This is a genomic window from Arthrobacter sp. TJ-58, assembly GCF_058269295.1.
Genome location: NZ_JBZCNM010000003.1, coordinates 179,228 through 205,051, shown reverse-complemented (window position 1 = coordinate 205,051; position 25,824 = coordinate 179,228). Strand labels below are relative to the sequence as shown.

The window sequence follows — 25,824 nt, the reverse complement described above, 5'->3', positions numbered from 1 at the left end:
TGGCCCGCTGTCCTTCCAGCCTAAACCGGCCCTCCGCAGATGGGCAGGGCTTAGGGCACCAGCAGCCAGGCGGACACGTCGGTTCCCAGCACGGTGCTGACACCCGGTTCACTGGCCAGCAGAAGTTCCCCGGCCGGCAGGGGCAGTTCATCGGTTCCGAAATTCAGCAGGCACAGCAGCCGTCCGCGGCGGAAGGCGAGGATCTTCTCGCCGAGGTCCTGCCAGATGATCTGCGGCCCCGGCGAGAGCGCCAGCATCTTGCGGCGGGCGGCGGCCGCCTGCCGATACAGCGTGAGGAAGGACCCGGCGTCGTGCTCCTGCTCCGAGGCGGCATATTTGCTCCAGTCCCGGGGCTGCGGGAGCCAGGGGGCGCCGTCGGTGAAGCCCAGCCCCGGTGCCGCGGCGTCCCAGGGAATCGGCACGCGGCAGCCGTCCCTGCCCTTCTCCGTTCCCCCGGTACGTTCAAAGATCGGGTCGCGCAGGGAGGCCGCGGGCAGATCCGGAACTTCCGGCAACCCGAGTTCCTCACCCTGGTACAGATAGGCCGCCCCCGGCAGCGACAAGGTCAGCAGCAGGGACGCCCGGGCACGGCGCCGGCCCGCGGCGTCGTCGGGCACCGGGTCCGTGCCGCCGGTTGCCAGCCAGCGGAGCAGGTCGGTTCCCGCGGGCAGTCCGTAGCGGGTGCGGTGGCGGACCACGTCGTGGTTGGAAAGGACCCAGGAGGTGGCCGCATCCACCTTCGCGACACCCGCGAGCGCTGCCTCAATGACCGTGCGGAACGCGTCCCGGTTCCAGGGGCTGCGCAGATAAAAGAAGTTGAAGGCCTGGTCCAGTTCATCCCGGCGGACGTACAGCGGCAGGCGTTCCAGGCTCACCCCGGCCTCGGCCACGGCCAGGCGCGGCGGATCGTACTCATCCAGGATTTTCCGCCACTGGCGGTAGATGCCGTGCACTTCGTCCCGGTCCCAGAAGGGGTGGTTATCCCCCTCCGGAGGCGAGAGCAGGGGTGCGGAGTCTGACCCGTTGGTGTTGCGCAGCGGCAAGAACAGGTCCTTGATCAGCCCGTGCGCCACATCAATCCGGAAGCCGTCGACCCCCAGATCGGACCAAAAGCGCAGGGTCCGTTCGAAGTCGGCCCGGACTTCGGGATGATGCCAGTTAAAGTCCGGCTGTTCCCGGGAAAAGATGTGCATGTACCACTGTCCGTCCGGCACCTGCTCCCAGGCCGGGCCGCCGAATTTGGACTGCCAGTCCGACGGCGGCAGCTCGCCGTTCTCCCCGCCTCCGTTCCGGAAGATGAACTTTTCCCGTTCCGGAGAGCCGGGTCCCGCGGCCAGTGCTGCCTGAAAGTCCGGATGCTGGTCGGAGCAGTGGTTGGGCACAATGTCCACGATCATCCGGATGTTCCGCTCATGCACGGCGTCCAGCAGCTCCCTGAAGTCCGCCAGGGTGCCGTACATCGGGTCCACGTCCCGGTAGTCGCTGACGTCGTAGCCGCCGTCGGCCTGCGGGGAGGGGAAGAAAGGTGTCAGCCACAGGGCGTCAATGCCCAGTCCGGAAAGGTAGTCCAGTTTGGCCCTCACCCCCGGCAGGTCTCCGATCCCGTCGCCGTTGGAGTCCGCGAAGCTGCGCACGTACACCTGGTAGATCAGCGCGTCCCGCCACCATGGCGTCTCCTCGGGCCGGGTGCTGAAGAGATTCTGCACGGACTGGTTACCCCTTTTTCCTCGTGCTGGTCGGACCATGTGTTGACCGCTTCTCCGGAATATTCTGCCCGCTGCGCGGTTGTAAGTGACCATGAGCACATCAGAGAGCGCCCCATCGGTTCGGTCCATTGGCTTCATCGGCAGCGGGAACATCGGGTCCCAGCTGGCGCGCCTCGCGGTTAAGCAGGGCTTTGATGTCATTCTCAGCAACTCGCGGGGTCCCGAAACCCTGCAGGCACTCATCATGGAACTCGGGGACCACGCCCGCGCCGCCACCCCGGCGGAGGCGGCGGAGGCCGGGGACGTCGTCGTCGTCTCCATCCCGCTGAAGAACTACCGTGACGTCCCGGTCCGGCCCCTTGCGGGAAAGACGGTCATTGACACGATGAATTACTACCCGCAGCGGGACGGGAACATTGCCGAGCTCGACGACGAGTCCACCACCACCAGTGAACTGCTTCAGAAGCACCTTCCGGACTCACATGTGGTGAAGGCATTCAACAACATCATGGCCGACCACCTGACCACACAGGGCTCCCCCGCCGGCACGGCCAGCCGCCGTGCGCTGCCCATTGCAGGCGACGACGCAGCGGCCAAGGAGACGGTGGCCTCGCTCATCAACGAGTTCGGATTCGACGTGGTGGACGCCGGCCCGCTGTCCGAGGGCTGGCGCTGGCAGCGCGACACCCCGGCCTACGTCACGGCGCTGGACGCCAAGGGAATGGAAGAGGCCCTGGCCGGCACAGTGCGGTACGCGGATATGCCCTGATTCGAAACCGGGCAGCCAAAGCAGCAGAACCCTCCCGCTGAATCAGCGGGAGGGTTCTGTGCCCCTCAAAAGCTACGGGATCAGCACGAGGCGGATCGGGTTGCCTTCCTTGGCATCAAGGGATTTGACGGCACGCTCGGCTTCGGCCAGCGGAATGCGCGCACTCACAGATTTGGCGAAGTCCAGGCGGCCCATACGGGTGAGGTTCACCAGCTGCGGCACGTGGTGCGCCTCGGAGCCGTAGTGGCCGCGGATCTGCTTGCGGGCATAGGAGAAACCGGTGCTGTCGCTGATGGTCATCGGCTTGCCGGACAGACCCACCAGCACCAGGCGGCCGCGCAGGCCCAAGGAGTTGATGGCCTGGGTGCGGACGGCGTCCACACCGGCGAAGTCCAGTGCGACGTCGAGTCCCCGGCCGCCGGTGGCGGCCTTCATGGACTCCGCGAAGTCCTCGGCCATCGGATCCAGGGCAATGTCGGCGCCGAATTCGAGCGCCCGTTCCCGGGCTTCGGGGAGGGGATCAACGGCGATGATGGGCGCAGCACCGATCAGGCGCAGCAGCTGGACGCCGTGTGCGCCCAGGCCGCCGATACCCCACACGCCGACTGCTTCACCGGCGCGGACATCGCCGGTGGAGGCAATGGCACCCCACGGGGTGGACACGGCGTCGGGAATGATGGAGGCCTGGTCGAAGGGAATGTCCTCCCCCAGCGGAACCAGCACGCCTGCCGGGACCACCAGATACTCGGCCCAGCCGCCGTCGTAATCCACGCCCATGGTGAGCGTGACCCCGTTGTATTCATAGCCGGCCTGGACCACGACGCGGTCACCGGGTGCCACGGAGGTGACGCCCGCACCGGGGAGGTCCACGGTGCCTGCGACCTCGTGGCCGAGGGTGACCTCGCTGCCCTTGAGGAACTGGGGACGCAGCAGTCCCTGGATCAGGTGGACATCGGACAGGCAAACCCCTGCCGCACCGACCTTGATCCGGACGAATCCGGGGCCCGGCTCAGGGATGGGAACTTCCTTCATGGCGAAAGTTCCGGTTTCAACATTGAGACGTCCGGCAATCATGGTGCCGCTGGACGTACCGTTGGACGGGGTGCTGTTAGACATTGAAAACCTCTTTAGCGTTGAACTGCGGGAGCAGACGCGGCCGCGGTTTTCATTATCTGCCCGCGCAGCAACTGCACGAAAATCGGGGCGGGCGGCAACCTGTCCGGTTTCCGCCCGCCCCGTTGCCGTGCCCGCTCTAGGCCTGCAGGATCACCTTCAGCGCGTTCGTCTCAGCTGCGCGGGAGAACGTGTCATAGGCCTGGATGATGTCGTGCAACGGATAGCGGTGACTGATGAATTCCTCCGCCGGAAGCTTTCCCTCTGCCACGAGTTTCAGCAGCATGGGCAGGGTGTTGGTGTTCACCAGCCCCATGCTGATGTCAATGTTCTCGATCCACAGCCGGTCCAGCTCCAGGCTGACAGGTTTCCCGTGCACACCTACGTTCGCCACGTTGCCGCCGGGTCGGACTATGTTGGTGCACATTTCGAAGGTTGCGGGGATGCCCACCGCTTCCACGGCCACGTCCACTCCCCAGCCATCGGTCTGAGCCATGATCTGCTCGCGCCAATCAGCGTCCCCGGAATTCACCCCGTGCGTGGCGCCGAAATTCCGGGCCTGCTCCACCCGGTTTGCGTCCAGGTCCACCGCAATGATCTTTGCCGCGCCGTAGAGCTTTGCCGTGGCAATAACCGCAAGCCCCACCGGACCGGCGCCGACGACGGCCACCACGTCCCCGGGTTTCGTTTGCCCGTACTGCACCCCCATCTCAAACCCGGTGGGGAAAATGTCGCTCAGCAGCACACCGTGCTCGTCGGAAACGCTCTCCGGCAGGAGATACAGGGAAGTATCCGCATAGGGTGCCCGCACATATTCCGCCTGCGTGCCGTCGATCAGGTGGCCAAAGATCCAGCCGATGCCCGCGCTGCCTTCCTCGCCCAGACAGTGGGAGTACAGCCCGTCGCGGCAGAAGATGCAGGATCCGTCCGCAGATACGCAGGACAGGATGACCTTATCCCCCACTTTGAAGTTGCTGACGCCGCTGCCGATTTCGGTAATGGTGCCAACACCTTCATGCCCGAGGATCCGGCCGGGGGTTACGGCCGGGACATCACCCTTGAGGATGTGCAGGTCCGTGCCGCAGATGGTGGTGGAATCGATTTTTACGATGGCGTCCCGCGGCTCCTGGATAGTCGGATCCGGAACGTCCTTCCATGCTTTTTGTCCGGGGCCTTCATACACGAGTGCTTTCATGGTGTCCTCGCCTGCTCAGACTGATAGGTCCCCTTCAGCCTAGAAGCGGAGGCGGAAGCTGCGGAAGGGCCCCAGCCTATTCACCGTCCACATAGAGCCAGACTCCGCCGACGCGGACAAACCGGCTGGTCTCCTCCTGGACACCGCGCCCTGCTCCGTCCCGGTAGTGCGCCCTGAAGCGTACTACTCCCGTCTCGTCCAGCGGACCGCCGGCGGACGTTTCCACGATGTCCAGTCGGCGCCACTGCAATCCGGCGTCCAGATCGAGGGTTGAAGGGCGGGTGGAGGGATGCCAGGTTTTCAGCAGATAAGCCTTGTCGCCGACGGCGAACGCGGAATACCGGGAGCGCATCAATGCCTCGGCAGTGGGAGCGTTCCGGATTCCGGAATGGTACTTGCCGCAGCAGGCGGAATACGTTTCACCGCTCAGGCAGGGGCAGCGCTCATCCGGTGCAGGAACGGAGGGCAGGGCGTCGGAGACTGAAGTCATGAGGCAATTATCCCCGGTCCTCCCTGCGGCGCGGGTGCCGGCGCCGGACACGGTTATTTCCGCAGGCCGAGTTCCATCTGGAGGTCCTGGCGCACTGCTTCGATGGCCGCGCTGATCCGTTCCTGCCGGCGCTCGGATACTTCCCCGTCCTTGACTGCCGTCTCCAAGCGGGCCGCCAAGCCGTCCAGGTCCTCCAGCGCTGCTTCGTAGTCCCCTGCTGCGGCGGCCTCGGCCACCTCGGCAACCTGACCCTGCAGCTCCCGGGCGGCGCCCGAATCGATCCCCGGAACTTCACACCCGGACAACGCGCCGGCTGCCAGCAGGGCCGCCGCCGCCGGAATCAGGCGCAGGCGCATCACGGAGTGACACTTTCCTGCAGTTCGCGCAGGTGCTCACCGAGTTGTCCGGGAACGGCCGGATAGCCCTGGTCCTGCGGAAAGATCCCCATCCTGTCGGCGACGACCATGATGGTCATGGCCAGGACTGCCACGGCAACCAGGCCGAGCAGCGTTCGTCCGGCCAGGGCGAGGTTTGACGGCCGTCTGGGAATGGCCAGCGATGCCGCCCGGCCAGCTGCGGTCTGCAGTCTCCCGGGTCCGATCTTGGGCGGCATCTGCGGCGGAACGAGGATCACAGGTCCGGAGGGCGGCTTCACTTCCACCGGTTCCGGCTCCGGCTCCGGCTCCGGCTCCGGAGCGATCTCTGCTGCCGGCTCGTGGACAATCGGATCTTCCGGGACCGCCGCCCCGCTGTCCACGGTTGCCGGCCCGCCGTCGTCGAGCCCGCTGGTCTCAGCACCCGTGGCCTCCCCTGTGTCTTCCCCCGTGGCTTCCCCCATATCCTCCCGCGTGCCTTCTTCCCGCACACGGGGAGACTGCACCGGCGCCGACACATCCAGGGAAGACCAGCGGTACTCGAGCAGCCCGGCGGAGACTTCCGCCGCCGTGGGCCGCTGATCGGGATCGCGGGCGGTCATTGCCGTCAGCAGGGAACACCAGTGGTGTCCCAGCGCTTCGGGCACATCGGGGCTGCGGCTGAGCCGGGCAAGCGCCGCTTCCACCGCGCTGCCCCCGTATTCAATGTGCCCGGTTACGGCTTCCAGGAGCACGAGGCCAAGGGAGTAGATATCGCTGGAGAAACCCACCTCCTGGCCGCTGGCCTGCTCCGGACTCAGATAGTTGGCAGTGCCCAGCGTCGCGTTTGCCGCTGTCAGCCTGTCACCGTCCAGCATCCGGGCGATGCCGAAGTCAGTCAGCTTGGCCCGCGGCAGCGTGCCGGCGATGATCGGTGGAAGAAGGATGTTGGCGGGCTTTACATCGCGGTGGATGACGCCGCGGCCGTGGATATAGGCCAGCGCGCCCGCAAGCTCAGCTCCAATGTATGCAACGTCGGCGGGGCTGAGCGGCTCCTCCTCGCGCAGGCGTTTGCGCAGGTCCGGCCCCTCCACCAGTTCCATCACCAGAAAGGCACGGGGTTCGCCGGCTTCGCCGTCGTCCCGGCCGGCGTCGTCCTTGCCGGCGTCAAACAGTGTTACCAGGCCCGGATGGGAAAGAGACGCCAGTAAACGCATTTCTGTTTCCTGGCGGCCGACGTCGTCTGGGGCGACGGCGCTGGCCCGGAAGAGTTTCACGGCAATGTCGCGGCCGAGAGCCTCGTCCTGTCCACGATAGACGGTGGCCATGCCACCGTGGCCTATGGGTTCATTGAGTCGGTAACGCCCTGAAATGAGCCTGTGAGGCCCCTCTGACGCGAAACTTTCCATGCTGCAACCTCTTCTCGCCTTTCAAGCGTAGCCGAGGGGGGAACATGGCGTAGATGGCGCGGAACGAGTTTTTTTACCCCCTGTGGAGCACCTCCCGTAAGCGTTCCCTGTGCGCTAAACTGCCCTGCCGCGATGGAGCGCGGCAGGGCAGTTTCAGGTGGGATTCGGCAGCGGCCGAGAAGGTCAGAATGCCTTGATGATGGCGTCCACAACCTGCTGGATGCCCAGCACAATGAACAGCAAAGCCGTGATGCCGAGGGCAAGGTTGGTATGCAGTTTGTTCGCCCAGGCCTTGGGCACGCGCCGGCCGTTAAGCAGCCCCAGCAGCGTCACGGCCAGGAACGGCATGAACAGCGAACCCAGGACGCCGTAGGCCAGGATCAGCCCGATGGGCTTGCCCAGCAGGAACAGCAGCATCGGCGGGAAGGTCAGCCACAGAAGGTAAAACTTGAAGTACTTTCCGCCGACGCGGGTGTCCTCGTGTCCGGACTCCTTGCCGCGCATGTTGCCCCAGAAGTCCGCGAACATCAGGGAGACGCCGTTCCAGACGCCGATGATGGACGAGAAGGAGGCAGCCCAGAAACCAACCAGGAATCCGGTTCCCACAACATCGCCGTACTCGGCCTTGAGCACGTCGTAAAGGTCCAGCAGGCCTTCGTCACCGGAGCTGAGGGAGACACCGGCCGAACGGACAACTTCGGCACCGACAATCAGCATGGCGATCACGAAGATGCCGGTCATGACGTACGCCATGGAATTGTCGATCCGCATGACCTTCATCCACTTGGGCGTGTACCAGCCCTTTTCCCTCAGCCAGTAGCCGTAGGCGGCCAGCGTGATGGTTCCGCCCACGCCGCCGGCCAGCGCCAGCGTGTAGACCACTCCGCCTTCGGGAATCAGCGGAACCAGCCCGGACATCATCTCCGGGATGTTCGGAGCCGCAATGACGGCCAGCCCCACCACGGTGACGAACATGATGCCCACCAGCGCGGCGGTGATCTTTTCGAAGGTGGCATACTTCCCGAACCACACCATGCCCAGGCCGGCCAGGCCCATCAGGATGGCAAAGATCCACAGATCGATGGCCGGAAACAGTGCTGCCAGCGGCAGGGCCGCCGAAGACATGGCGGTGGCTCCGTAGACGAAGCCCCAAACCATGATGTAGGGACCGAAGTACCACGTGGTCCATTTTCCGAGCGAGCGCCAGCCCTCAAAAATGGTTTTGCCGGTGGCGAGCGTGTAGCGGCCGGCACCCTCCACCAGGATGATCTTGAGAATGACGCCGAGAATCACGGCCCACAGCAGGCCGTAGCCGTATTTGGATCCGGCCACCAGGGTGGCAACCATGTCCGCGGCGCCAACACCGGTGGCAGCCACCACCAGCCCGGGGCCAACGACCTTCCACTTGGCGGGTGCCCCGCCGTCGTCATCTATCCGGTCGGCGTGCGCGATTCTTGGTCGGGGAATGGTGCCTTCGTCGGCCATGGGCCAGCAATCCTTACGTCAGTGTTTGGGGCAGCCGAAAGCCGTATGTGCTGTCGGTCACGGGACATAGGCATCTTCTCACGGCCCCTTCCTGAAGCCTGCTCCGTTACCTGCCGTGTACTTCGGGTTATTCCTGTGTTCTCCCGGCGGTCCAGGGGTTGACGGCGGGAGCTCCGAGCCGGCGGAAATCGTCCGGGCGGTCCGTCACTACGGTCAGATCGCTGCGCAGCGCCGTGGCGGCCAGCACCACCGTGAGTGTGCCGGCGTCGCGCTCCAACCCTGCCGAGGCAAGGACGACGCCCTGGTCCACCGGCAGAATATGGCACCCGAAACGGCCGGCGAGCTCCTGCAGCCAGGAGCTGTCCGGACAGGGCAGGTCACCCAGCGTCAGCGCCGAGATGAAAATCCGGAGGGAGCTGCGGCGGCGCAGGAAATCCGTCAGGACGGAACTGCAGCGGGAACTGCGGATTTCGGCCAGCACAGGGGTGTCCAGCAAGAGCCCCGACTGTCCGTTCACTCGGGGTGCCCGGTGCCGGCGAGCAGGAATTCGAGGAACTCTTCCCGGGCGCGGGTGATGACCTGGTAATCCTGCAGGGAAACAGCCCGCGGTTTCAGGCCGGGAAGAGGCACGGCGTCGTCGGCGGGCCGGGTGCCGGCCGGGCGGTCATTGGGGTAGGAGGCATTGTCCATGGGAGTACGGCGCCGGGCGCCGGTCCTTTCAGCGTGCTCTTGCCCGCACCGGGTGCCGTGAGGCGAGTGCAGGCCACTTCTTCATCCGAACCACCCAACGAGCGCAGGGTTGGTATGCGGCCAAGTCGGAGCTTGGCGGCCGCAGTTCTTGAAGCTGTTTGGAAGTATAGCCAGCTATCCGGGCTCCCCCGCCGTGTTGCTGATTATGTCTTCTTCGCTTCTGCACCCGGGGTGGCGTGCAGAGAGAGCGAGGACGCCACGAGCTGTTTGGTGTAGTCATGCTGCGGCGCGGCATAGACCTGTTCGGTGGCACCGGACTCCACGATGCGCCCCCGGTGCATTACCGCCACTGTGTCGCAGAGGTGCTTAACCACACCCAGATCATGGGAAACGAACACGAGCGTGAGCTGGTATTTGTCCACCAGGTCAGACAGCAGGTTCAGTACCTGCGCCCGCACGGAAACGTCCAGGGCGCTCACCGGTTCATCGGCCACCAGAATGCGCGGCTCACAGATCAGGGCGCGGGCTATGGCAATGCGCTGCCGCTGGCCTCCGGAGAACTGGTGCGGGAAACGGTCCGCGGCGTCCTCCGGCAGCCCGACGGCGTGGAGCATTTCAGCAATCCGGGCAGCATGGTGGCGGGCACCGACGGGCTCCCCGGGAAGCAGCAGCGGTTCGGCCACGAGGTCCCGCACCCGCATCCGCGGATCGAGCGATCCCATGGGGTCCTGAAAAACTATCTGCAGCTGCCGGCGCAGCTCCAGCAGCTGACCCTCCCGAGAGCCGGCCACTTCATTGCCTGCCACCTTTACGGAGCCCGACGTCGGCAGATCCAGTCCGGCGAGGATCCGCAGCAGCGTGGATTTGCCGGACCCGGATTCGCCCACAATTCCGAACCGCTGCCCTGCGGCCACGTCGAAGGACACGTCCTGAAGCGCCGCCACTTCGGCCGGGGCGCGGAAGAGCGAGCTGCGTCCGCGGCGGTAGGTCCGGTGAAGTCCGCGCACCCGGATCAGGGGTTCGGGCAGGGACTGCGCGGGGGCGGGAACAGAAAGGGCGGCCGCGGGCTGCGGTTCGGGCACGACGACGGCGGGGGTCACGGCACCGGAAGCGCGCGCACCGCCCGGAACATAACCCGCTGCTGAGGAAACCGTGAACAGCCTGCCGGCGGCATCGGTGGCTTCCAGATCCGAGGCGGCCAGCAGTCCGCGCGTGTACTCATGCCGTGGCCGGGAAAAAACGTCAGCGGTGGGGCCTTGTTCCACCAGGACGCCCTTGCGCATCACCAGGATCCGGTCGCAAATACTCGCGGCAACGGCCAGGTCATGGGTGATAAAGAGCAGCCCGCTCCCCCGCCGGGCCACACCGTCGGAGATCAGCTCCAGCATTTGGCGCTGGACGCTCACGTCCAGTGCGGTGGTTGGTTCATCGCAGATCAGCAGGTCCGGATCATTGGCCAGTGCCATGGCCAGCATGACGCGCTGCCGCTGGCCGCCGGAAAGCTGATGGGGGTACGCGCGGGCAGCCTCCGCCGGATCCGGAAGCTGCACCGATGCCAGCAGTTCAACACTGCGGACCTCGGCTGCCCGCCCGCGGGCGGCTCCGTGCCGGGTCAGCGCCTCAGCCACCTGCCGGCCCACCCGCATCAGCGGGTTCAGGGCACTCAGGGGTTCCTGGAACACCATGCCCGTCCGCCTGCCCCGGATGCGGCTCATCTGGCGGTCGGTGGCGCCCACCAGGTCATGAGGGACGCCGTCGAGGCGGACGGATCCGGTGACGTGCAGGCCTTCCGGCAACAATCCCGTCAGTGCGGCCGCGGTGACGGACTTTCCGGATCCCGATTCCCCGATCAGGCCGACCCGTTCACCCCGGGCCAGGGACAGCGCGAAGTCCTGCACCAGGACCCGGTTTCCGGCCGTGACCTGCAGCCCGGTGACCGTCAGCAGCTGGGCGTGGGCGGCGGACACCGGCGCAGGCAGGAAGGAAGGCAAGGAAGATGCACGGCCGTTGGCAGAACCGGGCACGGAGTACGGCGCGGACATCAGCGTGTTCCGTTCAGTCGGGGATCAAAGCGGTCCCGCAGGCCGTCGCCCAGCAGGTTGAAGCCCAGCACCGCCACGGCAATCGCCGCACCGGGCCAGATCGCCAGCGACGGATAGGTGCTCAGGAACTGCTGGGATTCCTGCAGCATCCGGCCCCAGGACGGTACCGGCGGCGGTGTGCCCAGGCCCAGGAAGGACAGTGCGGCCTCGGCAAGGACGGCCAGTCCGAAGGTCACCGAGCACTGCACCACCACCATTCCGGCAATGTTCGGCAGCACGTGGCGGCGGGCAATCCGCAGCCCGGGCTGGCTGGCGGCCCGCGCGGCCAGGACGTATTCGGTGCTCATGACCTGCAGGGTGCCGGAGCGGGCCACGCGGGCAAAGCCGGGGATGGAGCCGATCCCGATGGCGACCATCGCCGTCGTCGTTCCCCCGCCGAAGACCGCTCCGAACATGATCGCCAGCAACAGCGCGGGGAACGCCAGCAGGATGTCCGCGCCGCGCATGGTTACTTCCTCCACCGCTCCGCGGCGCATGCCGGCCAGGACACCGAGCGGGGTGCCGATAAGCGCGGCGATGCCCACGGCCACCAGTCCGACGGACAGGGTAATCCGGGCGCCGTAAAGGATGCCGGAGAAAACGTCTCGCCCGTAGCGGTCGGTGCCCATCAGGTGTGCGCTGCTGGAGCCCTGGAGCCGGTCGGCGGGGACGGCCTGCAGCGGATCGTAGGGGGTCCAGAAAAAGGAGACCAGCGCCGCCAGCACGACCACCGCGACCAGCATGGCTCCGGCCAGCAGCGTCGGAGAAAGCCTGCGTTCGGAGCTCATGCGCGTTTCCTCAGGCGGGGATCAACAATCGTGTAAAGGACATCAACCACGAGGTTGATGATCAGGGTGAGGGCCACCAGCACCATCACCACGGACTGCACGGTGAGCAGGTCCCGGTTGCCCACTGCGTCCAGGAGCATGGATCCGAGTCCGGGAATGACAAAGACCCGTTCAATGACGACGGCGCCGATGATCAGGGCGGCCAGCTGGACGCTGGCGACGGTGAGCACCGGAACCGCGGCATTGCGCAGCCCGTGCTTGACCAGTGCCTCCAGCTTGCCCAGGCCTTTGGCCCGGGCCGTGCGCAGGTAGTCCTCGCTCATCACTTCCAGCACGGCGGACCGGACGTAACGGGTCAGGACGGCGCCCTGCACCGAGGCCAGGGCAAGCACCGGCAGGGTAACCCGGTGCAGGAAGTCGGCAAAGTCCACACCCGGCGGGGTCCAGCCGTTGGCCGGGAACCAGCCCAGTCCGACGGCAAAAACCACCACTAGCATGATGGCCGCGAGGAAGCCCGGCACGGCCACGCCGAGCTGGCTCAGCCCGCTGAGCAGGACGCCGCTGGGCTTGCGGTGGCGCAGTGCGGCAACGGTTCCGAACGGCACGGCGATAGCCAGTGCAACGGCCATGGCCAGTCCCACCAGGATCAGCGAGACCTGCAGCCGGTCCAGCAGCAGGGGGCTGATGTCCTGCCGGGTGACGTAGGAAACCCCAAAGTTCCCGCGGAGCAGTCCCGACACCCAGTCGAAGTACTGCACCGGCAGCGGGCGGTCCGTGCCGAATTCCCGGCGGGTCTGCTCCAGCAGCTCGGGGGTCGCGTTGACTCCGAGGGCTATCTGGGCCGGGTCCCCGGGGATGGCCCGCATGAAGAGGAACACCGCCACAGTGGCCACCAGGAAGGTGACGGCAAAGCGGGCGGCGTTAATAAGCAGGCGGATTCCCACGGTCTGTTACTGCCAGCCTACTGAGCCCAGGTCCAGCGCTTCCGTGACCGAGTTGGCTGGCAGGCCGGTGACACCGGACTTGGCCACCACAATGTTGGGGAACAGGAACAGGACGTCAGCGGCGGCGTCGTCGTTGATGGTGCGGACCACCTTCTGCATGCCGGATACGTACCCGGCCTCGTCTGCCGCATCGGCAGCGGCGGCTTCGTCCTTGATCTTCGCGTTGTCATACCCCAGGTAGTAGTTGGGGTTGTTGAACATGGTCAGCAGGTCACGGCTTTCCACGGCCAGGACCACCGACATGTCGTAGTCGTGACTGGTGAAGACCTTGTCCAGCCAGACAGCGGGGAATTCTGCCGACTCGATGGTGGCGTTGATGCCCACTTCGGCCAGCTGGGACACCACGATTTCGGACACGGCCGTGGCGTAGGGGCGCGTGGGTACGGTGAAGGTGATGTTCAGATCTTCTGCACCGGCCTCGGCCAGCAGCGCGCGGGACTTCTCCGGATCATAGGCGTAAGCGCCGTTGAGATCCTCGTAATACGGGTCGGTGGGCGGCACGGGCGCACCGACGAGTGTGCCGTAGCCGCTCCACGCCGTGTCCAGGACGGCCTGGCGGTCAATCGCGTGAAGCACTGCCTGCCGGACCCGCACGTCGTCGAACGGCGGCCGGGCATTGTTCATGGACAGCATGACCTCGCCGTTGGAGGTTCCTTCGAGGACCTGGAAGGAGTCATCGCCGGTGAAGGTGGGCAGCAGCTCCGGTGCCTGCATGTTGTAAACCACGTCAACGTCCCCGGAGCGCAGGGCGTTGGTGGTGGCCACGGCATCCGCGAAGTAGCGCAGCGTTGCGGTTTCCACCTGGGGTGCTTCACCCCAGTAGTCGGAGCGCGCGGCCAGTTCGATGGATTCGCCGCGGTTCCAGGCTTCCACGGTGAAGGGCCCGGTGCCGATGGCCGTGGAGGCCAGGTCGGCAACGCCGCTTTCATCGAACATGGCACCCACGGGCGTGCCCAGATCAAAGAGCCAGGCGTTGGAGGGCCGGGAGAGCTGCACCCGTACCTCGGTGTCACTCAGGACGGTGACGCTGTCCACCACATCCATCTTGGTTTTCAGGCTGGAGAGCCAGGCATCGGACTTCACCCGTTCGAGGCTGAACTTTACGTCCTCGGCGGTGAATGCTTCCCCGTTGGAGAACGTCACCCCCGGCTGGAGCGTGAAGGTGTAGGCAGTGCGGTCTTCACTGATGTCCCAGGACTTGGCGAGCAGCGGCTGGATCTGTCCGTCCTGGTCGATCTCCACCAGGCCCTCGTACACATTGGACATCAGCGCCTGCGGAATGGCAGCACCGGCAGTGGTGGTGAAGTCCAGGTTCGCGGGTTCCCCGGTCAGTGCGACGACGACGGCGTTGTCCGGCTGCGCGCCGGCGCCGCCCTGGCCGCTGGACTGCCCGCCGCCTGAACCTGCGGAGCAGGCACTGAGGGTCAACGCTGCCAGCAGCAGGGCAGCCGACGAGCGGACGGGAATTCGACGCATCTGGGGGTCTCCATCGGTGGGGCGGGCGGTGCCCGCGCGGCTGCGGACAGAAGTCCGCGCCAATTGTTGTCCTACATAGTATGGACGCGCTCAGGAACAGAGCGGAAATTGGGTCGTCCGGCCAACTGGGACAGGTGTTGCCTGAAGGGGCCAATGAGGATAAGTTCAGGCCATCGCGGCGCCGGGCCGGGGGATCTGAAAGGACACGATGACGTGCGCAATAAATTGATCGGAGCCGGGCTGGCAGCAACGCTGCTGCTGACCGCCTGCGGGGGTTCAACGGAATCCAGCAACGAAGGGAGCTCTGAAGGCGCAACCCTGGTTGTCTACACCAACTCGAACTCGGACGGGAAGGGCGAATGGCTTGAGGCGCAGGCCGAGCAGGCCGGATTCGACCTTGAAATCGTGGGCCTGGGCGGCGGGGACCTGACCAACCGCATCATCGCTGAGGGAGGCAACCCGGTTGCGGATGTGGTCTTCGGATTGAACAACATGTACTTCGAGCAGATCAAGGCCGAAGACCTGCTGGAGCCCTATACCCCTGAGTGGTCCGCCGACGTCGACGAAAGCCTGGGTGACGGTGAGACGTTCTGGCCGATCGTGCAGCAGGGCATTGTGCTGGCGTACAACACTGCCGCCGTTCCGGAAGCCGAGGCACCGGCCGATTGGACCGACCTGTGGACCGATGACCGGTTCAAGGGGCGGTACGAATCCGTCAGCACCCTGGCCGGTGCCACGCAGCAGATCGTGATGGCCAGCATCCTGACCCGTTACCGGGACGATTCGGGTGATCTGGGCATTTCGGATGAAGGCTGGGAGCAGGTCCGCGGTTACTTCGAAAACGGATTCAAGGCCGTGGAAGGCGAAGACCTCTTCGCCCGCATGGCTGCCGGCTCCGTGGACATGGGGCAGATGACCATCAGCGGCATCCCGGCCCGTGAAGAGCAGTACGGCGTGACGGCCGGGGTCATGGCACCAGAGGGCGGCGTCCCCTACGCCGTGGAGCAGGTGGGCATTATCAAGGGCACGGACAAGAAGGAAGAGGTGGAGCGCTTCATTAACTGGTTTGGAAGCGGTGAAGTCCAAGGCGACTTTGCTGCCGAATTCGCCAGCCTTCCCGCCAACCAAAAAGCGCTGGAAAAGACGGATCCCGAGGTCCTCAAGTCGTATGAGGCCATTCCCCCGCAGGAGCTGGACTGGTTGTTCATCCGGGACAACATCTCCCAGTGGGTGGAAAAAATCGAGCTCGAATACATGCCCTGACAGGACAAAGACCAATGATCCGGTACGAAAACATTGAGGTGACGTTCGACGACTTCGTGGCCATTCCGCATCTGGACCTGGAGATCCGGGAGGGTGAGTTCTTCACCCTCCTGGGACCATCGGGGTGCGGGAAGACGACGGCGCTGCGCACGCTGGCGGGCTTCATCAGCCCCAGCGGCGGCGATGTCTTTGTTGACGGCAAACGAGTTACCCACCTCTCCAGTGACAAGCGCAGCATTGGCATGGTCTTCCAGAATTACGCGCTCTTTCCAAGCATGAACGTGTGGGAGAACATCGCCTTCGGGCTCAAGGTCCGCAAGGAGTCAAAAACCGATACGGCACGGCTGGTGGCGGATATTGCGGAGCAGATGGAGCTCAGCGAAGAGCAGCTGCACAAGAACGTTTCGGAGCTCTCCGGCGGGCAGCAGCAGCGGGTTGCCATTGCCCGTGCCCTGGTCCTGAAGCCCAAGATTCTGTTGCTGGATGAGCCGCTGTCCAACCTGGACGCCAAGCTGCGGGTCCAGCTGCGCGGACAGCTCAAGGACCTGCAGAGCCAGTTCGGTATCACCACCGTGTATGTCACGCATGATCAGGACGAGGCACTGACCATGTCAGATCGCATCGCCGTGTTCAACAAGGGTGTAGTGGAACATGTGGGGCCTCCCCAGGAGATTTACGAGCGCTCTGCGACGGAGTTTGTCTGTAATTTCATCGGAGACATCAACGTCCTGGACGAGGAACTGGTCCGCCGCCTCAATGAGCACTCCCCTGCTGCCCTGGACCCGGCCAAGAATTCCTACCTGCGCGTCGAAAAGGTGTCCCTGGATCCGCTCACGGCCGGTGCCGGTGCAGTGAAGGTCAACGGTGTGGTGTCCGCCCGCAGCTACCACGGGATGCACAGCCGGTACACCGTGGACGCCGGCCAGAACCGGATCAAGGCTCTGGTCACGGAGAACGGCCTTACCCGCATGGACGTGGGCACCGGAGTGGACCTGTTCATCGATCCCGCCAACGTCCTGCAATATTAGGAATTACGCCGTGCAAACTTCAGTCAAGAGCATGTGGCGGTCCCCTCTGGTGGTGGTGACCTCAGTGGTGCTGGTGTGGTTCATCGGCACGTTCCTGATCCTGCCCAACATCAGCCTGCTGGCCGAAACCTTTTTCCCCAGGGGTGAGTTCTCCGGGCGGGCCGTGGAGAAGCTCCTGAGTTCGGACCGGGCCATGAAGAGCCTGGCCAACAGTTTCATTCTGGCCGTGGTGCTGTCAGTGACTGTCAACGCCGTTGGCATCTTCATTGTCCTGGTCACCCAGTACTTCGACATTAGGGGCGCCCGGATCCTGTGGCTGGGCTATGCCACCACGCTCATTTACGGCGGTATCGTCCTGGTGGCCGGATACAAGTTCATCTACGGCCAGAACGGGTTTGTCACCAACCTGCTGCTGGGCTGGTTCCCGGAGATGGACCCGGGGTGGTTCAGCGGCTTCTTTGCGGTGGTCTTCGTCATGACGTTCTCCACCACGTCCAACCACATGCTTTTCCTGTCCTCTGCCCTGAACAAGGTGGATTACCAAACCATCGAAGCTGCGCGGAATATGGGAGCGTCAACGCTGCGGATCCTGTGGCGGATTGTGCTGCCCATGCTGCGGCCCATGCTCTTTGCCATCACCATTTTGGTGTTCCTGGGCGGCCTCAGCGCGCTGACGGCTCCGCAGGTGCTGGGCGGGGAAAACTTCCAGACCATCAGCCCCATGATTCTGACCTTCTCCGGGACCTCAACCTCCCGTGACATTGCAGCACTCCTGGCGCTGATCCTGGGACTGGCAACGGTGGTGATGCTGGCCATCATGAGCCGGGTGGAACGCGGCGGCACGTATTTCTCGGTCGCCAAGGTCTCTGCCGGAATGAAAAAGCAGAAGATCGAAAACCCGGTGGCCAACGTTCTGGTGCACATTGCCGCCTACGCTCTGTTCCTGGTGTATTCCCTTCCGATCCTGCTGATTGTGGTCTTTTCCTTCACGGACACCGCCAGCATTTCTTCGGCCACCCTGGCCTTGGACCGCTTCACTCTGGACAACTACATCACGGTGTTCACCGATGAGTCCGCGTTCCGGCCCTTTGCCGTCAGCGTCATCTACAGCGCGGTGGCGGCCGTCGTCGTCGTGCTGGGACTGCTGTTCGTGGCACGCATGGTCCAGAAATTCCGGAACCCGGTCACCGTTGCAGCCGAATATCTGCTCCACATTCCCTGGATCCTGCCCTCCACCCTGATTGCGCTCGGCCTGATCATGACTTTCGACCGCCCCTCGGCGTTCATCGGCGGCCAGGTCCTTACCGGAACCGTTTGGGTGCTGCTGGCCGCGTACATCATCATCAAGATTCCGTTCACGCTGCGCATGCTCAAGGCGGCGTTCTACTCGATCAGTGATTCCTTGGAGGACGCCGCGGCGATCCTCGGGGCGAAGTCGCTCTACACGTTCCGGCGGGTCCTGCTGCCGATTGTGCTGCCAACGGCCGCGGCCATTACTGCCCTGAACTTCAACAGTCTGCTGGATGACTATGACACCGCGGTGTTCCTGTACCACCCGCTGTATGAACCCCTGGGCATCGTGATCAAGAACAGCACTCAGGGTGAGAACATCAGCGACGCCATGGCCCTGACCTTCGTCTACACGGTGCTGCTGATGATCATCATGGGTGCAACCATGTACCTGGTGTACGGACGGTCGGTGAAGACCAAGAAGCGGCGCCGGGCGATCGTACTGCCGGACGCACCGGCGCAGCCTGCCACCGCGGTGCAGCCGGCTCCGGCGCCGGAAGGCGGACAGTTGACCAAGTTGTAAGCCTCAGCAGTCCCGTTGTCCTGCTTGGGGATCCATTCCCTGAAGATGCGGGCAGTTACCGGACCCGCACCTTTGAAGGCAAACAGCCGCTGTTCCAAGCCCTGCGCGGACCCGGTGCTCATGACACTTCAGCAGAGTCGCCAAACAGTATGGCCCGCCGTCGGGCGGGGTAAGCGGCCGGCCTGCTCCAGTTCACGGATGCCGCCGAAAGAGGCCTTAACGCAGTAGCAGGACGGGAATTTCTTCCCGTCCTGCTACTTATTCAAGCCGATTCCCGAGGGAATCCAAAGTCTATATTTAGAGGGCCTGGATGTTGACGGCCTGAGGACCCTTGGGGCCCTGCTCGGTGTCGAAGCTAACCTTCTGGTTCTCTTCGAGCGAGCGGTAGCCACTCGAGTTGATAGCGGAGTAGTGAGCGAAAACGTCGGCGCTTCCGTCATCGGGCTCGATGAAGCCGAAGCCCTTTTCGGAGTTGAACCATTTCACGGTACCTGTTGCCATTTTTAATCATCCTTCTAAAGAAACCACCCCCGACCTTCGGGGAGTTTCACGTTGCTGTGCCGTAGACGGCATGTTACAGAAAAAGCGGCTTGCCCTTGATGTGGGTTTCGCCGCTTGGACTTCAACATGCGCAACACTGCAACTGCGTCCAGTATACACAGCACCCCCGGCAGCGTCACCCCTTCTCTCCACCTACTCGTTAGGCTGGATACATGCGTTCCACAGCCCCTGTACCGGCCGAACCGGCCCTGTCCTCTGAATCCGCTTCCGCCTCTTCCCCCATCGAAACTTACCTCCGGCGGATCCACGCTGAAATTGCTGAACTGAAGGACGGTAAGCCTTACAGCAACATTCCCGCCATGGCGAACGTGGACCCGAACAACTTCGGCATTGCCCTGGCCACGGCTGACGGCTACGTCTATGAAGTGGGCGACACCCGCAGGGAATTCAGCATCCAGTCCATCTCCAAGCCGTTCACCTACGGGCTGGCCCTGGCTGACAGGGGCATGGATGCGGTTGACGCCAAGGTGGACGTGGAACCGTCCGGAGATTCCTTCAACGAGATTTCCCTCGCCGAGGGCACCGGCCGCCCGGCCAATGCCATGATCAACGCCGGTGCCCTTACCGCTACTTCACTGGTCCGCAGCGCGGGCGGCGTCACCCGTTTCAACCGCATCCTCAACACGTACTCCGCTTTTGCCGGCCGCCAGCTCTCGGTGAGCGAGCGGATCTACCGCTCGGAGCTGAAGTCCGGCCACCGCAACCACGCGCTGGCCTACCTGCTGCGGTCTTTCGACATCATCGAGTCCGATCCCGCCCCGGTCATTAAGGACTATTTCCGGCAGTGCTCGGTCATGGTCAACACCCGCGACCTGGCCCTGATGGCCGCCACGCTCGCCAACAGCGGCTGCAACCCCCTTTCCGGCGACCAGGTGCTGGACATCGAATCGGTGGAACGGGTTCTGTCCGTCATGGCCACCTGCGGGATGTACGACGACGCCGGCGCCTGGCTTTCCAGCGTCGGCATGCCGGCCAAATCCGGCGTCGGCGGGGGCACCATTGCCGTCCTGCCCGGCCAGATCGGCCTGGCCGTCTATTCCCCGCCGCTGGATGCGCACGGATCCAGTGTCCGCGGTGTGGCCACCAGCCAGCGGATCTCCCACGACATGCAGCTGCACTTTGTCCGCGCCGCCCGCACCGGCCGTTCCGCCATCCGCAACGTCTATGACATCACCGCTGCCCCCTCCGGCGTCCGCCGCACCGATGAGGCAGTTGAAGTGCTGCGCAGCCACGGCCACCGCGCCCAGGTCCTGGAGCTGAACGGGGACCTCCTCTTCGCCGGAGCCGAATCGGTGGTGCGCGCGCTCTCCAACCTGGACGACGACGTCGAAATGGTGGTCCTGGATTTGAGGAGCGTGGACGAGGTGTCCGAAGTGGCCCTGCGCCTGTTCGCCGAATCCGCAGACATGCTGGCACAGAACGGCCGCGGGCTGGTCCTGGTGGACGGCGAGGGAACCGTTACCAGCGATCTGGTTGAGCGCGGCCGGGAGGTACCGTCCTTCGTTACCCGCAATGCAGCCGTGGAATATTGTGAGACACAGCTGATCGACGCCTATGGCAGCGAGCTGGTCCTCCCGGACACTATGGAACCCGTTGATTCCCCCGCTCTGAACCAGCTGGATCCTCAGGATGCCCGGACTGTCCAGGACCTGATGGAGGAACGCGTGTATGAGGACGGCGATGTGGTCCGCCGCGTGGGCCAGCGTTTTGGCGGGGTGTTCTTCATTGTCTCCGGTGCCATCGACACGTCCATGCCGGCTCAGGACGGAACCCGGATCAAGCTCACCACGCTCGGGCCGGGCATGACTTTCGGTGAAATGGCACTGGCCACGGACAAACGCCAGGAGACAACGGTAAAGGCAAGCGGGCCGGTCCGGCTTAAGGTTCTCACCGCCGAAGCCATGGAATCCCTTGAAGAGGAAAATCCGCGTCTTGCCGTGGAACTGTGGAAGGCGCTCACACGGGATGCCTACACGAGGGTGGAGCAATACATCCGCGAGAGCGCCCTCCGCGCCCGCGACTAATCCGCACGCAAAAGGCGGCGCCGCGGAACCCTCTGCGGCGCCGCCTTTCCTAACGGACGTGCCAGCTCAGGGACGCTGCTTAAACACAAAAGCAGGACGGGAAACCCGTCCTGCTTTTGTAAGGCAATTCAGTACAAGTACTGAACCGAAGTCTCTAAATTAGAGCGCCTGGATGTTCGTAGCCTGGGGACCCTTGGGGCCCTGCTCGGTATCAAAGCTAACCTTCTGGTTCTCGTCCAGGGACTTGTAACCATTGGAGTTGATAGCGGAGTAGTGAGCGAACACATCGGCGCTTCCGTCATCGGGTTCGATGAAGCCGAAGCCCTTTTCGGAGTTAAACCATTTTACTGTACCTGTAGCCATTTTAATATTCCTTCTGGATTGAAGCAGATCCCGACTTTCGGGTAGCTTCAGTCGCGGTGTTCCTTACCGCTTTTACAGAAAAGCGGCTAGCCCGTTTGGGTTTCGCCACTTGAAATACAAAATGCGCAACAACCAACAACTGAGTAAGACTCTACACGAGATATGGCAGAAGGGGAAACCGGCCCCCTCCCGGGGCACGGATGCGGTCATCCGGGCAACACCAGATGGGCCGGAATGCTGTCCCTGTTCGGGATCCTGCGCAGCAGCAGCGGGTCGATGAGCTCCCCGCGCCGCAGGACCGAAATGTCGCCGGTGGGTTCCAGGATCACAAGCGCCACTTCCGAGAAGTTTCGAATGCCGGCCTGCCGAAGCTTGAAGTACAGCTCATCCTCCACAATCCTGGCTGCACGCAGTCCGGGCTGCAGAACCTGGTCCCCCGCCATCAGCAGAATCGGCTTGCTGGAAAAATAGGCGCCCCGCTTGCTCCGGCGCAGGACCGCTTCCAAACGGAAGAGCGCAAACATGGTGGCCAACCCGATGACGCCGGCCGCCAAGGTGGGCGTGTACCCCAAGACGACGCGCCCCAGCACTGAACCAAAGGCTATGACAATGGCCTTGTCCATAGTGGACCAGCTCGCCAGCGCCCGCTGGCCCGCCGTCCGGATCAGTATGAAAAAGGCGCCGTAAATACCAATGGCAGACAGGATGACCCAGAGGGCTTCCAAGGGCGTAATTCCGAGATTATGGGACCACACGGGCGTTCTCCTTACAGGGCAAGGACGGGACCTTATTCCGGTCCCGGACCTTCAGCCTGATTGGAGAGGCAGGCCCAGCCAGGGCTGAAAAACTGAGGATGGCACCGGCAGCCGCCTGGACGATAAGAAAAATGTTAGCCGCGGCGCTGTGGTTCCGACAGGCTCGCAGAGCCTCCCCGGTCCGCTACCCGGCAGTCATGGACTGGACTGCCCGGTAAGCGAAGACCATCGCAGTGCCCAGCGGGACGCCCGGGCCGGGATAAAAACGGCCGGAGAAGGATGCGCTCGAGTTGCCCACAGCGTAGAGCCCGGGGATGGGTTCCCCGTTGGCACGGAGAACACGTGCATCGGGGTCGGTACACAAGCCTCCCTTGGTACCCAGGTCGCTGAGCACCATCCGCGCAGCAAAGTACGGCGGCTGGTCCAGCGCCACCAGCGCCGGATTGGGCCCGTGCGAAGGATCCGTGAAAAAGAGGTCATAGGGGTCCTCACCGCGGTGGAAGTCTTCGTCCACTCCGGATTCGGCAAAACCATTGAACCGCTCCACTGTTTGGCTCAGGGTTGTGGCAGGCAACCCGGTGCGTTCGGCCAGTTCGTCGAGGGTTTGAGCCTGGACCCAGGTTCCGGCGGCAAGGTGCTCCTGCGGCGAGGTATTGTCCGGGCGCATGATGGCCGGCAGCGCGCCGCCGGACCGGGAATCGAACACAAACCAGGAGGGAATCCGGTCTTCCGCGGCAAAGGCCATTTGGCGGCCCATCCGGTCATAGGGCAGGGACTCGTTGGCGAACCGCCGTCCGTCCCCGCTCACCATCAACCCGCCCCGGAAACCCAGGGTGAAGGCGCTTCCGCCGGAGGGCTGCAAAACTCCGGGGCACCACCAGCCCTCATCCATCAGTTCCACTGCGGCCCCTGCAGCCTGCGCGCTTCGGATAGCGGTGCCGGTATTCGCACCGCGCGGAGCCATGGTCCACTCCGCGGAACCGGGTGTTCCGTTCTCGGTGCGCATCCGGGTGTTCGATTCAAATCCGCCGGCGCCCAGCAGCACTCCCGCTGCAGCCTTCAGCGTGCGCGGCCCTGCGGCGGTTACCACACTGATTCCTACGACTCTCCCGTCCTCGACGAGGAGATCGGTCATCTCGGTTTCGGTGCGTACGGAGCCGTTGCCGGTATTCATGAATCCCAGCAGCAGGCGGCCGATTAGTGCCTGGCCGGCAGTCAACGGACCGACAGGATGTGATTCGCCTTTTTGGTCGCTCTCAATGTTCGGCCGCACCAGATCGGCCAGGCTGCCGATCTCGCTGCGCGGAAGATCCACCGGCATCATGGACCGGCCGGCATCCATCCTTCCCGGGCCCGCGAAGTAGTCGGGGAAGGCGGTCCAGCGGAATTCAATGGCCGGGTCGTGCTCTAGGGCTTTGACCAGTTCGGGGGCACTGGCCAAAAAGGCTTCGCGCCGGTCAGCTTCAGCCTCTCCGAGCAGGGACTGCAGGTAGGCCCGGGCAGCATCAACGGAATCGGCCACGCCGGCCCGCTCCTGCACCTGTGTGGCAGGCAGCCAGCAGGAGGCTCCGGAGTAGGACGAGGTGCCTCCGAGGAGAGGCATCTTTTCCACCAGCAGCGTTTTGAATCCACGGGAAGCAGCGCTGAAAGCACCGGCCATGGCTCCGGCGCCGGAACCCACCACAATGACGTCGTACTCGCTGTCCCAATCCTGCACGTTTATCTGCCCGATTGTCATCGTTTTCCTTTTCGTTGCCGGGCCCCCACCCCTGGACGTCCGCCCCGGGCCCTCGGCCAAGACTTGCAGGAGGGAAATCGCCAGTCTGCTCCTGTCCCATACATCGGGACTGGCCCCGTTCACCGCCCATGTGTGCGTAGATTCGCGTCAAGAAGTTCGGCTCCAAATAGGCGCATCTGAAGGGACGGATTCCGCATGAGCATTGTTGAGTCAGATCAGGATCAAATCAGGCAGATTGAAGCGGGCCAGACCCGCTCACGTTTCGCGCGCGGGTGGCACTGCCTCGGTTTGGTGGACAAGTACAAGGACGGCAAGCCGCACACGGTGAAGGCCTTCGGCCAGAAGCTGGTGATTTTTTCCGGGTCTGACGGCCTGGTCAATGTCCTGGATGCGTACTGCCGGCACTTGGGCGGAGACCTGTCGCTGGGCACCGTCAAGGGAAACGAAATTGCCTGCCCGTTCCATGACTGGCGGTGGGGAGGCGACGGACGCTGCAAGGCTGTTCCCTATGCGCGCAGGGTTCCGATGCGTGCCCGGACCAGCACCTGGCAGACCCTCGAGCAGGACGGTCTCCTGTTCGTCTGGAATGATCCCGAAGGCAACCCGCCGCCCGAAGGCGTTGTCATCCCCCGGATTGAGGGTGCAGAGGACGAGGGCTGGACCAACTGGGTCTGGACCGAATTGGTGGTCAATACCAGCACCCGCGAAATTATGGACAACATCGTGGATATGGCCCACTTCTTCTACATCCACAACAACTTCCCCACCTATTTCAAGAATGTCTTCGAAGGTCATGTGGCGACCCAGTATTTCGATGGAATTGCACGCGAGGACGTCACTCCCGCGAACCCCGATCCCAATGCTCCGAAGATGCAGAAGACAAGTTCGGTGGCGTCCTATTACGGACCCTCCTTCATGATTGACGACCTCAGCTACACCTATGAGACCTTCACCATGAAGACCGTCCTCATCAACGCGCATTACCCCATTGATGAGGACTCGTTCGTCCTCATGTCCGGCATCATCGTGGAGAAGAAACCGGAACTGCCCGGCGACCCGGACCAGATCGCCAGCAACCAGGCCAAATGGATCCTGAACGGCTTCAACCAAGACGTGCAGATCTGGCAGAACAAGGCCCGCGTCGACAATCCGCTCCTGTGCGAGGAAGACGGAGCCGTGTACCAGATCCGCCGCTGGTACGAGCAGTTCTTCGTGGACGCCGCCGACGTCCTGCCGGAGATGACGGACCGCTTTGAACATGAACTGGACACCACCAAGCCGGTGGAAAGCTGGCGCAGGCAGGTGGCTGAGAACGTGGCAGTGCGCAAGGCCGCAGAGGAGCAGCTGATCTGATGATGTCCCCCACCGATGTCCGGCTCATCGACAACCCCATGCAGCCGCTGGGCTGCCGCGGATGCACCGCTTCGGTCCTGGTCCGCAAGTCGAACTGGCAGCAGACCAGTATCCAGTGGAATGAGACGGCGCAGAAGGCCTGCAGGGAGCGTGCCCTCACCTGCCAAGGGGAGAAATCCCCGGTGCAGTTTCCCGGCTGTCAGACGCTGGCGGAGAGCATTCGTTCTGCCTCGCTTGAGGGCACCATTGACGTCATCAACCGGGACGTCGCGGAGAACTAACCTCCCGCACAGAGCATAAAGAAGGAGAGCCGGAAACGGCTCTCCTTCCTTATGCTCTGTGCTCGGCGAACTTTACGCCCTGTGGC

General features: G+C 63.9%; 24 protein-coding genes and 1 riboswitch. Of the genes, 7 read left to right on the top strand and 17 right to left on the bottom strand.

Going from position 1 to position 25,824, the window contains the following annotated elements; translation table 11 throughout:
* Nucleotides 1-50: 50 nt before the first annotated feature.
* Nucleotides 51-1,706, bottom strand: a complete 1,656-nt coding sequence (locus tag AC4D2W_RS11345; RefSeq protein ID WP_490927012.1) for a glycoside hydrolase family 13 protein — start codon at nt 1,704-1,706, stop codon at nt 51-53.
* A 91-nt stretch (nt 1,707-1,797) separates the two neighbouring features.
* On the opposite strand from AC4D2W_RS11345, the gene AC4D2W_RS11340 reads away from it, so the two are divergent.
* The gene (locus tag AC4D2W_RS11340; protein ID WP_490927011.1) at nt 1,798-2,475 is read left to right on the top strand and encodes an NADPH-dependent F420 reductase; all 678 of its coding nucleotides are present in this window, start codon (nt 1,798-1,800) and stop codon (nt 2,473-2,475) included.
* Nucleotides 2,476-2,547: 72 nt separating this feature from the next.
* Here AC4D2W_RS11340 and AC4D2W_RS11335 read toward each other — a convergent pair whose 3' ends face one another.
* The 12 genes from AC4D2W_RS11335 to AC4D2W_RS11280 all read right to left on the bottom strand — a co-directional run bounded on the left by AC4D2W_RS11335 (nt 2,548) and on the right by AC4D2W_RS11280 (nt 14,559).
* Nucleotides 2,548-3,591, bottom strand: coding sequence for a zinc-binding dehydrogenase (locus AC4D2W_RS11335; RefSeq protein WP_490927010.1), 1,044 nt, complete (start codon nt 3,589-3,591; stop codon nt 2,548-2,550).
* 136 nt (nt 3,592-3,727) lie between these two features.
* Entirely contained in the window at nt 3,728-4,783 is a 1,056-nt protein-coding gene (locus tag AC4D2W_RS11330; RefSeq protein ID WP_490927009.1) for a zinc-dependent alcohol dehydrogenase family protein, read from the bottom strand.
* Nucleotides 4,784-4,859: 76 nt separating this feature from the next.
* A complete protein-coding gene (locus AC4D2W_RS11325) occupies nt 4,860-5,273 on the bottom strand; it encodes a YchJ family protein (protein ID WP_490927008.1) in 414 nt (137 codons plus the stop codon).
* Nucleotides 5,274-5,326: 53 nt separating this feature from the next.
* Complete coding sequence (locus AC4D2W_RS11320) at nt 5,327-5,632, bottom strand: hypothetical protein (RefSeq protein WP_490927007.1); 306 nt, start codon at nt 5,630-5,632, stop codon at nt 5,327-5,329.
* Entirely contained in the window at nt 5,629-7,035 is a 1,407-nt protein-coding gene (locus AC4D2W_RS11315; protein ID WP_490927006.1) for a serine/threonine-protein kinase, read from the bottom strand. Before AC4D2W_RS11315 ends, AC4D2W_RS11320 begins: the two co-directional genes overlap by 4 nt.
* A 183-nt stretch (nt 7,036-7,218) precedes the next feature.
* Nucleotides 7,219-8,520 (bottom strand): Nramp family divalent metal transporter, encoded by a 1,302-nt coding sequence (locus AC4D2W_RS11310; protein WP_490927005.1) that lies wholly within the window; start codon nt 8,518-8,520, stop codon nt 7,219-7,221.
* A gap of 127 nt (nt 8,521-8,647) precedes the next feature.
* Nucleotides 8,648-9,016 carry a PIN domain-containing protein gene (locus AC4D2W_RS11305; RefSeq protein ID WP_490927004.1) on the bottom strand — a complete coding sequence of 123 codons (369 nt, stop codon included), beginning with the start codon at nt 9,014-9,016 and terminating at the stop codon, nt 8,648-8,650.
* Between the two features lie 17 nt (nt 9,017-9,033).
* Nucleotides 9,034-9,210 (bottom strand): hypothetical protein, encoded by a 177-nt coding sequence (locus AC4D2W_RS11300; RefSeq protein WP_490927003.1) that lies wholly within the window; start codon nt 9,208-9,210, stop codon nt 9,034-9,036.
* A gap of 30 nt (nt 9,211-9,240) precedes the next feature.
* A riboswitch (SAM riboswitch) is annotated at nt 9,241-9,364 on the bottom strand.
* 49 nt (nt 9,365-9,413) lie between these two features.
* Entirely contained in the window at nt 9,414-11,252 is a 1,839-nt protein-coding gene (locus AC4D2W_RS11295) for a dipeptide ABC transporter ATP-binding protein (RefSeq protein WP_490927002.1), read from the bottom strand.
* On the bottom strand, nt 11,252-12,079 hold the full coding sequence (locus AC4D2W_RS11290) for an ABC transporter permease (RefSeq protein ID WP_490927001.1): 828 nt from the start codon (nt 12,077-12,079) through the stop codon (nt 11,252-11,254). The genes AC4D2W_RS11295 and AC4D2W_RS11290 overlap by 1 nt, the downstream gene beginning before the upstream one ends.
* Nucleotides 12,076-13,023: an ABC transporter permease gene (locus AC4D2W_RS11285; protein WP_490927000.1), complete on the bottom strand. Its 948-nt coding sequence runs from the start codon at nt 13,021-13,023 to the stop codon at nt 12,076-12,078. Before AC4D2W_RS11285 ends, AC4D2W_RS11290 begins: the two co-directional genes overlap by 4 nt.
* Before the next feature lie 6 nt (nt 13,024-13,029).
* On the bottom strand, nt 13,030-14,559 hold the full coding sequence (locus AC4D2W_RS11280; RefSeq protein ID WP_490926999.1) for an ABC transporter substrate-binding protein: 1,530 nt from the start codon (nt 14,557-14,559) through the stop codon (nt 13,030-13,032).
* A gap of 213 nt (nt 14,560-14,772) precedes the next feature.
* Between AC4D2W_RS11280 and AC4D2W_RS11275 the strand changes: the two genes are divergently transcribed.
* Genes AC4D2W_RS11275 through AC4D2W_RS11265 form a run of 3 tightly spaced genes read left to right on the top strand, consistent with a single transcriptional unit; the run spans nt 14,773 to nt 18,663 of the window.
* A complete protein-coding gene (locus tag AC4D2W_RS11275) occupies nt 14,773-15,822 on the top strand; it encodes an extracellular solute-binding protein (RefSeq protein WP_490926998.1) in 1,050 nt (349 codons plus the stop codon).
* 14 nt (nt 15,823-15,836) lie between these two features.
* Complete coding sequence (locus tag AC4D2W_RS11270) at nt 15,837-16,850, top strand: ABC transporter ATP-binding protein (protein ID WP_490926997.1); 1,014 nt, start codon at nt 15,837-15,839, stop codon at nt 16,848-16,850.
* 10 nt (nt 16,851-16,860) lie between these two features.
* On the top strand, nt 16,861-18,663 hold the full coding sequence (locus AC4D2W_RS11265; RefSeq protein ID WP_490926996.1) for an ABC transporter permease: 1,803 nt from the start codon (nt 16,861-16,863) through the stop codon (nt 18,661-18,663).
* A gap of 297 nt (nt 18,664-18,960) precedes the next feature.
* On the opposite strand, the gene AC4D2W_RS11260 is transcribed toward AC4D2W_RS11265, so the two are convergent.
* Nucleotides 18,961-19,164, bottom strand: a complete 204-nt coding sequence (locus tag AC4D2W_RS11260) for a cold-shock protein (RefSeq protein ID WP_104055094.1) — start codon at nt 19,162-19,164, stop codon at nt 18,961-18,963.
* Nucleotides 19,165-19,376: 212 nt separating this feature from the next.
* On the opposite strand from AC4D2W_RS11260, the gene glsA reads away from it, so the two are divergent.
* On the top strand, nt 19,377-21,248 hold the full coding sequence (gene glsA / locus AC4D2W_RS11255) for a glutaminase A (protein WP_490926995.1): 1,872 nt from the start codon (nt 19,377-19,379) through the stop codon (nt 21,246-21,248).
* A 159-nt stretch (nt 21,249-21,407) separates the two neighbouring features.
* Here the strand turns inward: glsA and AC4D2W_RS11250 are convergent, their stop codons facing one another.
* The 3 genes from AC4D2W_RS11250 to AC4D2W_RS11240 all read right to left on the bottom strand — a co-directional run bounded on the left by AC4D2W_RS11250 (nt 21,408) and on the right by AC4D2W_RS11240 (nt 24,104).
* On the bottom strand, nt 21,408-21,611 hold the full coding sequence (locus AC4D2W_RS11250; RefSeq protein WP_104055090.1) for a cold-shock protein: 204 nt from the start codon (nt 21,609-21,611) through the stop codon (nt 21,408-21,410).
* Nucleotides 21,612-21,817: 206 nt separating this feature from the next.
* Nucleotides 21,818-22,366: a DUF421 domain-containing protein gene (locus tag AC4D2W_RS11245; RefSeq protein ID WP_490926994.1), complete on the bottom strand. Its 549-nt coding sequence runs from the start codon at nt 22,364-22,366 to the stop codon at nt 21,818-21,820.
* Nucleotides 22,367-22,550: 184 nt separating this feature from the next.
* Nucleotides 22,551-24,104 (bottom strand): FAD-binding protein, encoded by a 1,554-nt coding sequence (locus tag AC4D2W_RS11240; RefSeq protein WP_490926993.1) that lies wholly within the window; start codon nt 24,102-24,104, stop codon nt 22,551-22,553.
* A gap of 195 nt (nt 24,105-24,299) precedes the next feature.
* On the opposite strand from AC4D2W_RS11240, the gene AC4D2W_RS11235 reads away from it, so the two are divergent.
* Both AC4D2W_RS11235 and AC4D2W_RS11230 read left to right on the top strand, forming a co-directional pair.
* Nucleotides 24,300-25,457, top strand: coding sequence for a 3-ketosteroid-9-alpha-monooxygenase, oxygenase component (locus AC4D2W_RS11235; protein ID WP_490926992.1), 1,158 nt, complete (start codon nt 24,300-24,302; stop codon nt 25,455-25,457).
* Complete coding sequence (locus AC4D2W_RS11230) at nt 25,457-25,738, top strand: hypothetical protein (protein ID WP_490926991.1); 282 nt, start codon at nt 25,457-25,459, stop codon at nt 25,736-25,738. The genes AC4D2W_RS11235 and AC4D2W_RS11230 overlap by 1 nt, the downstream gene beginning before the upstream one ends.
* The last annotated feature ends 86 nt before the right edge of the window (nt 25,739-25,824 follow it).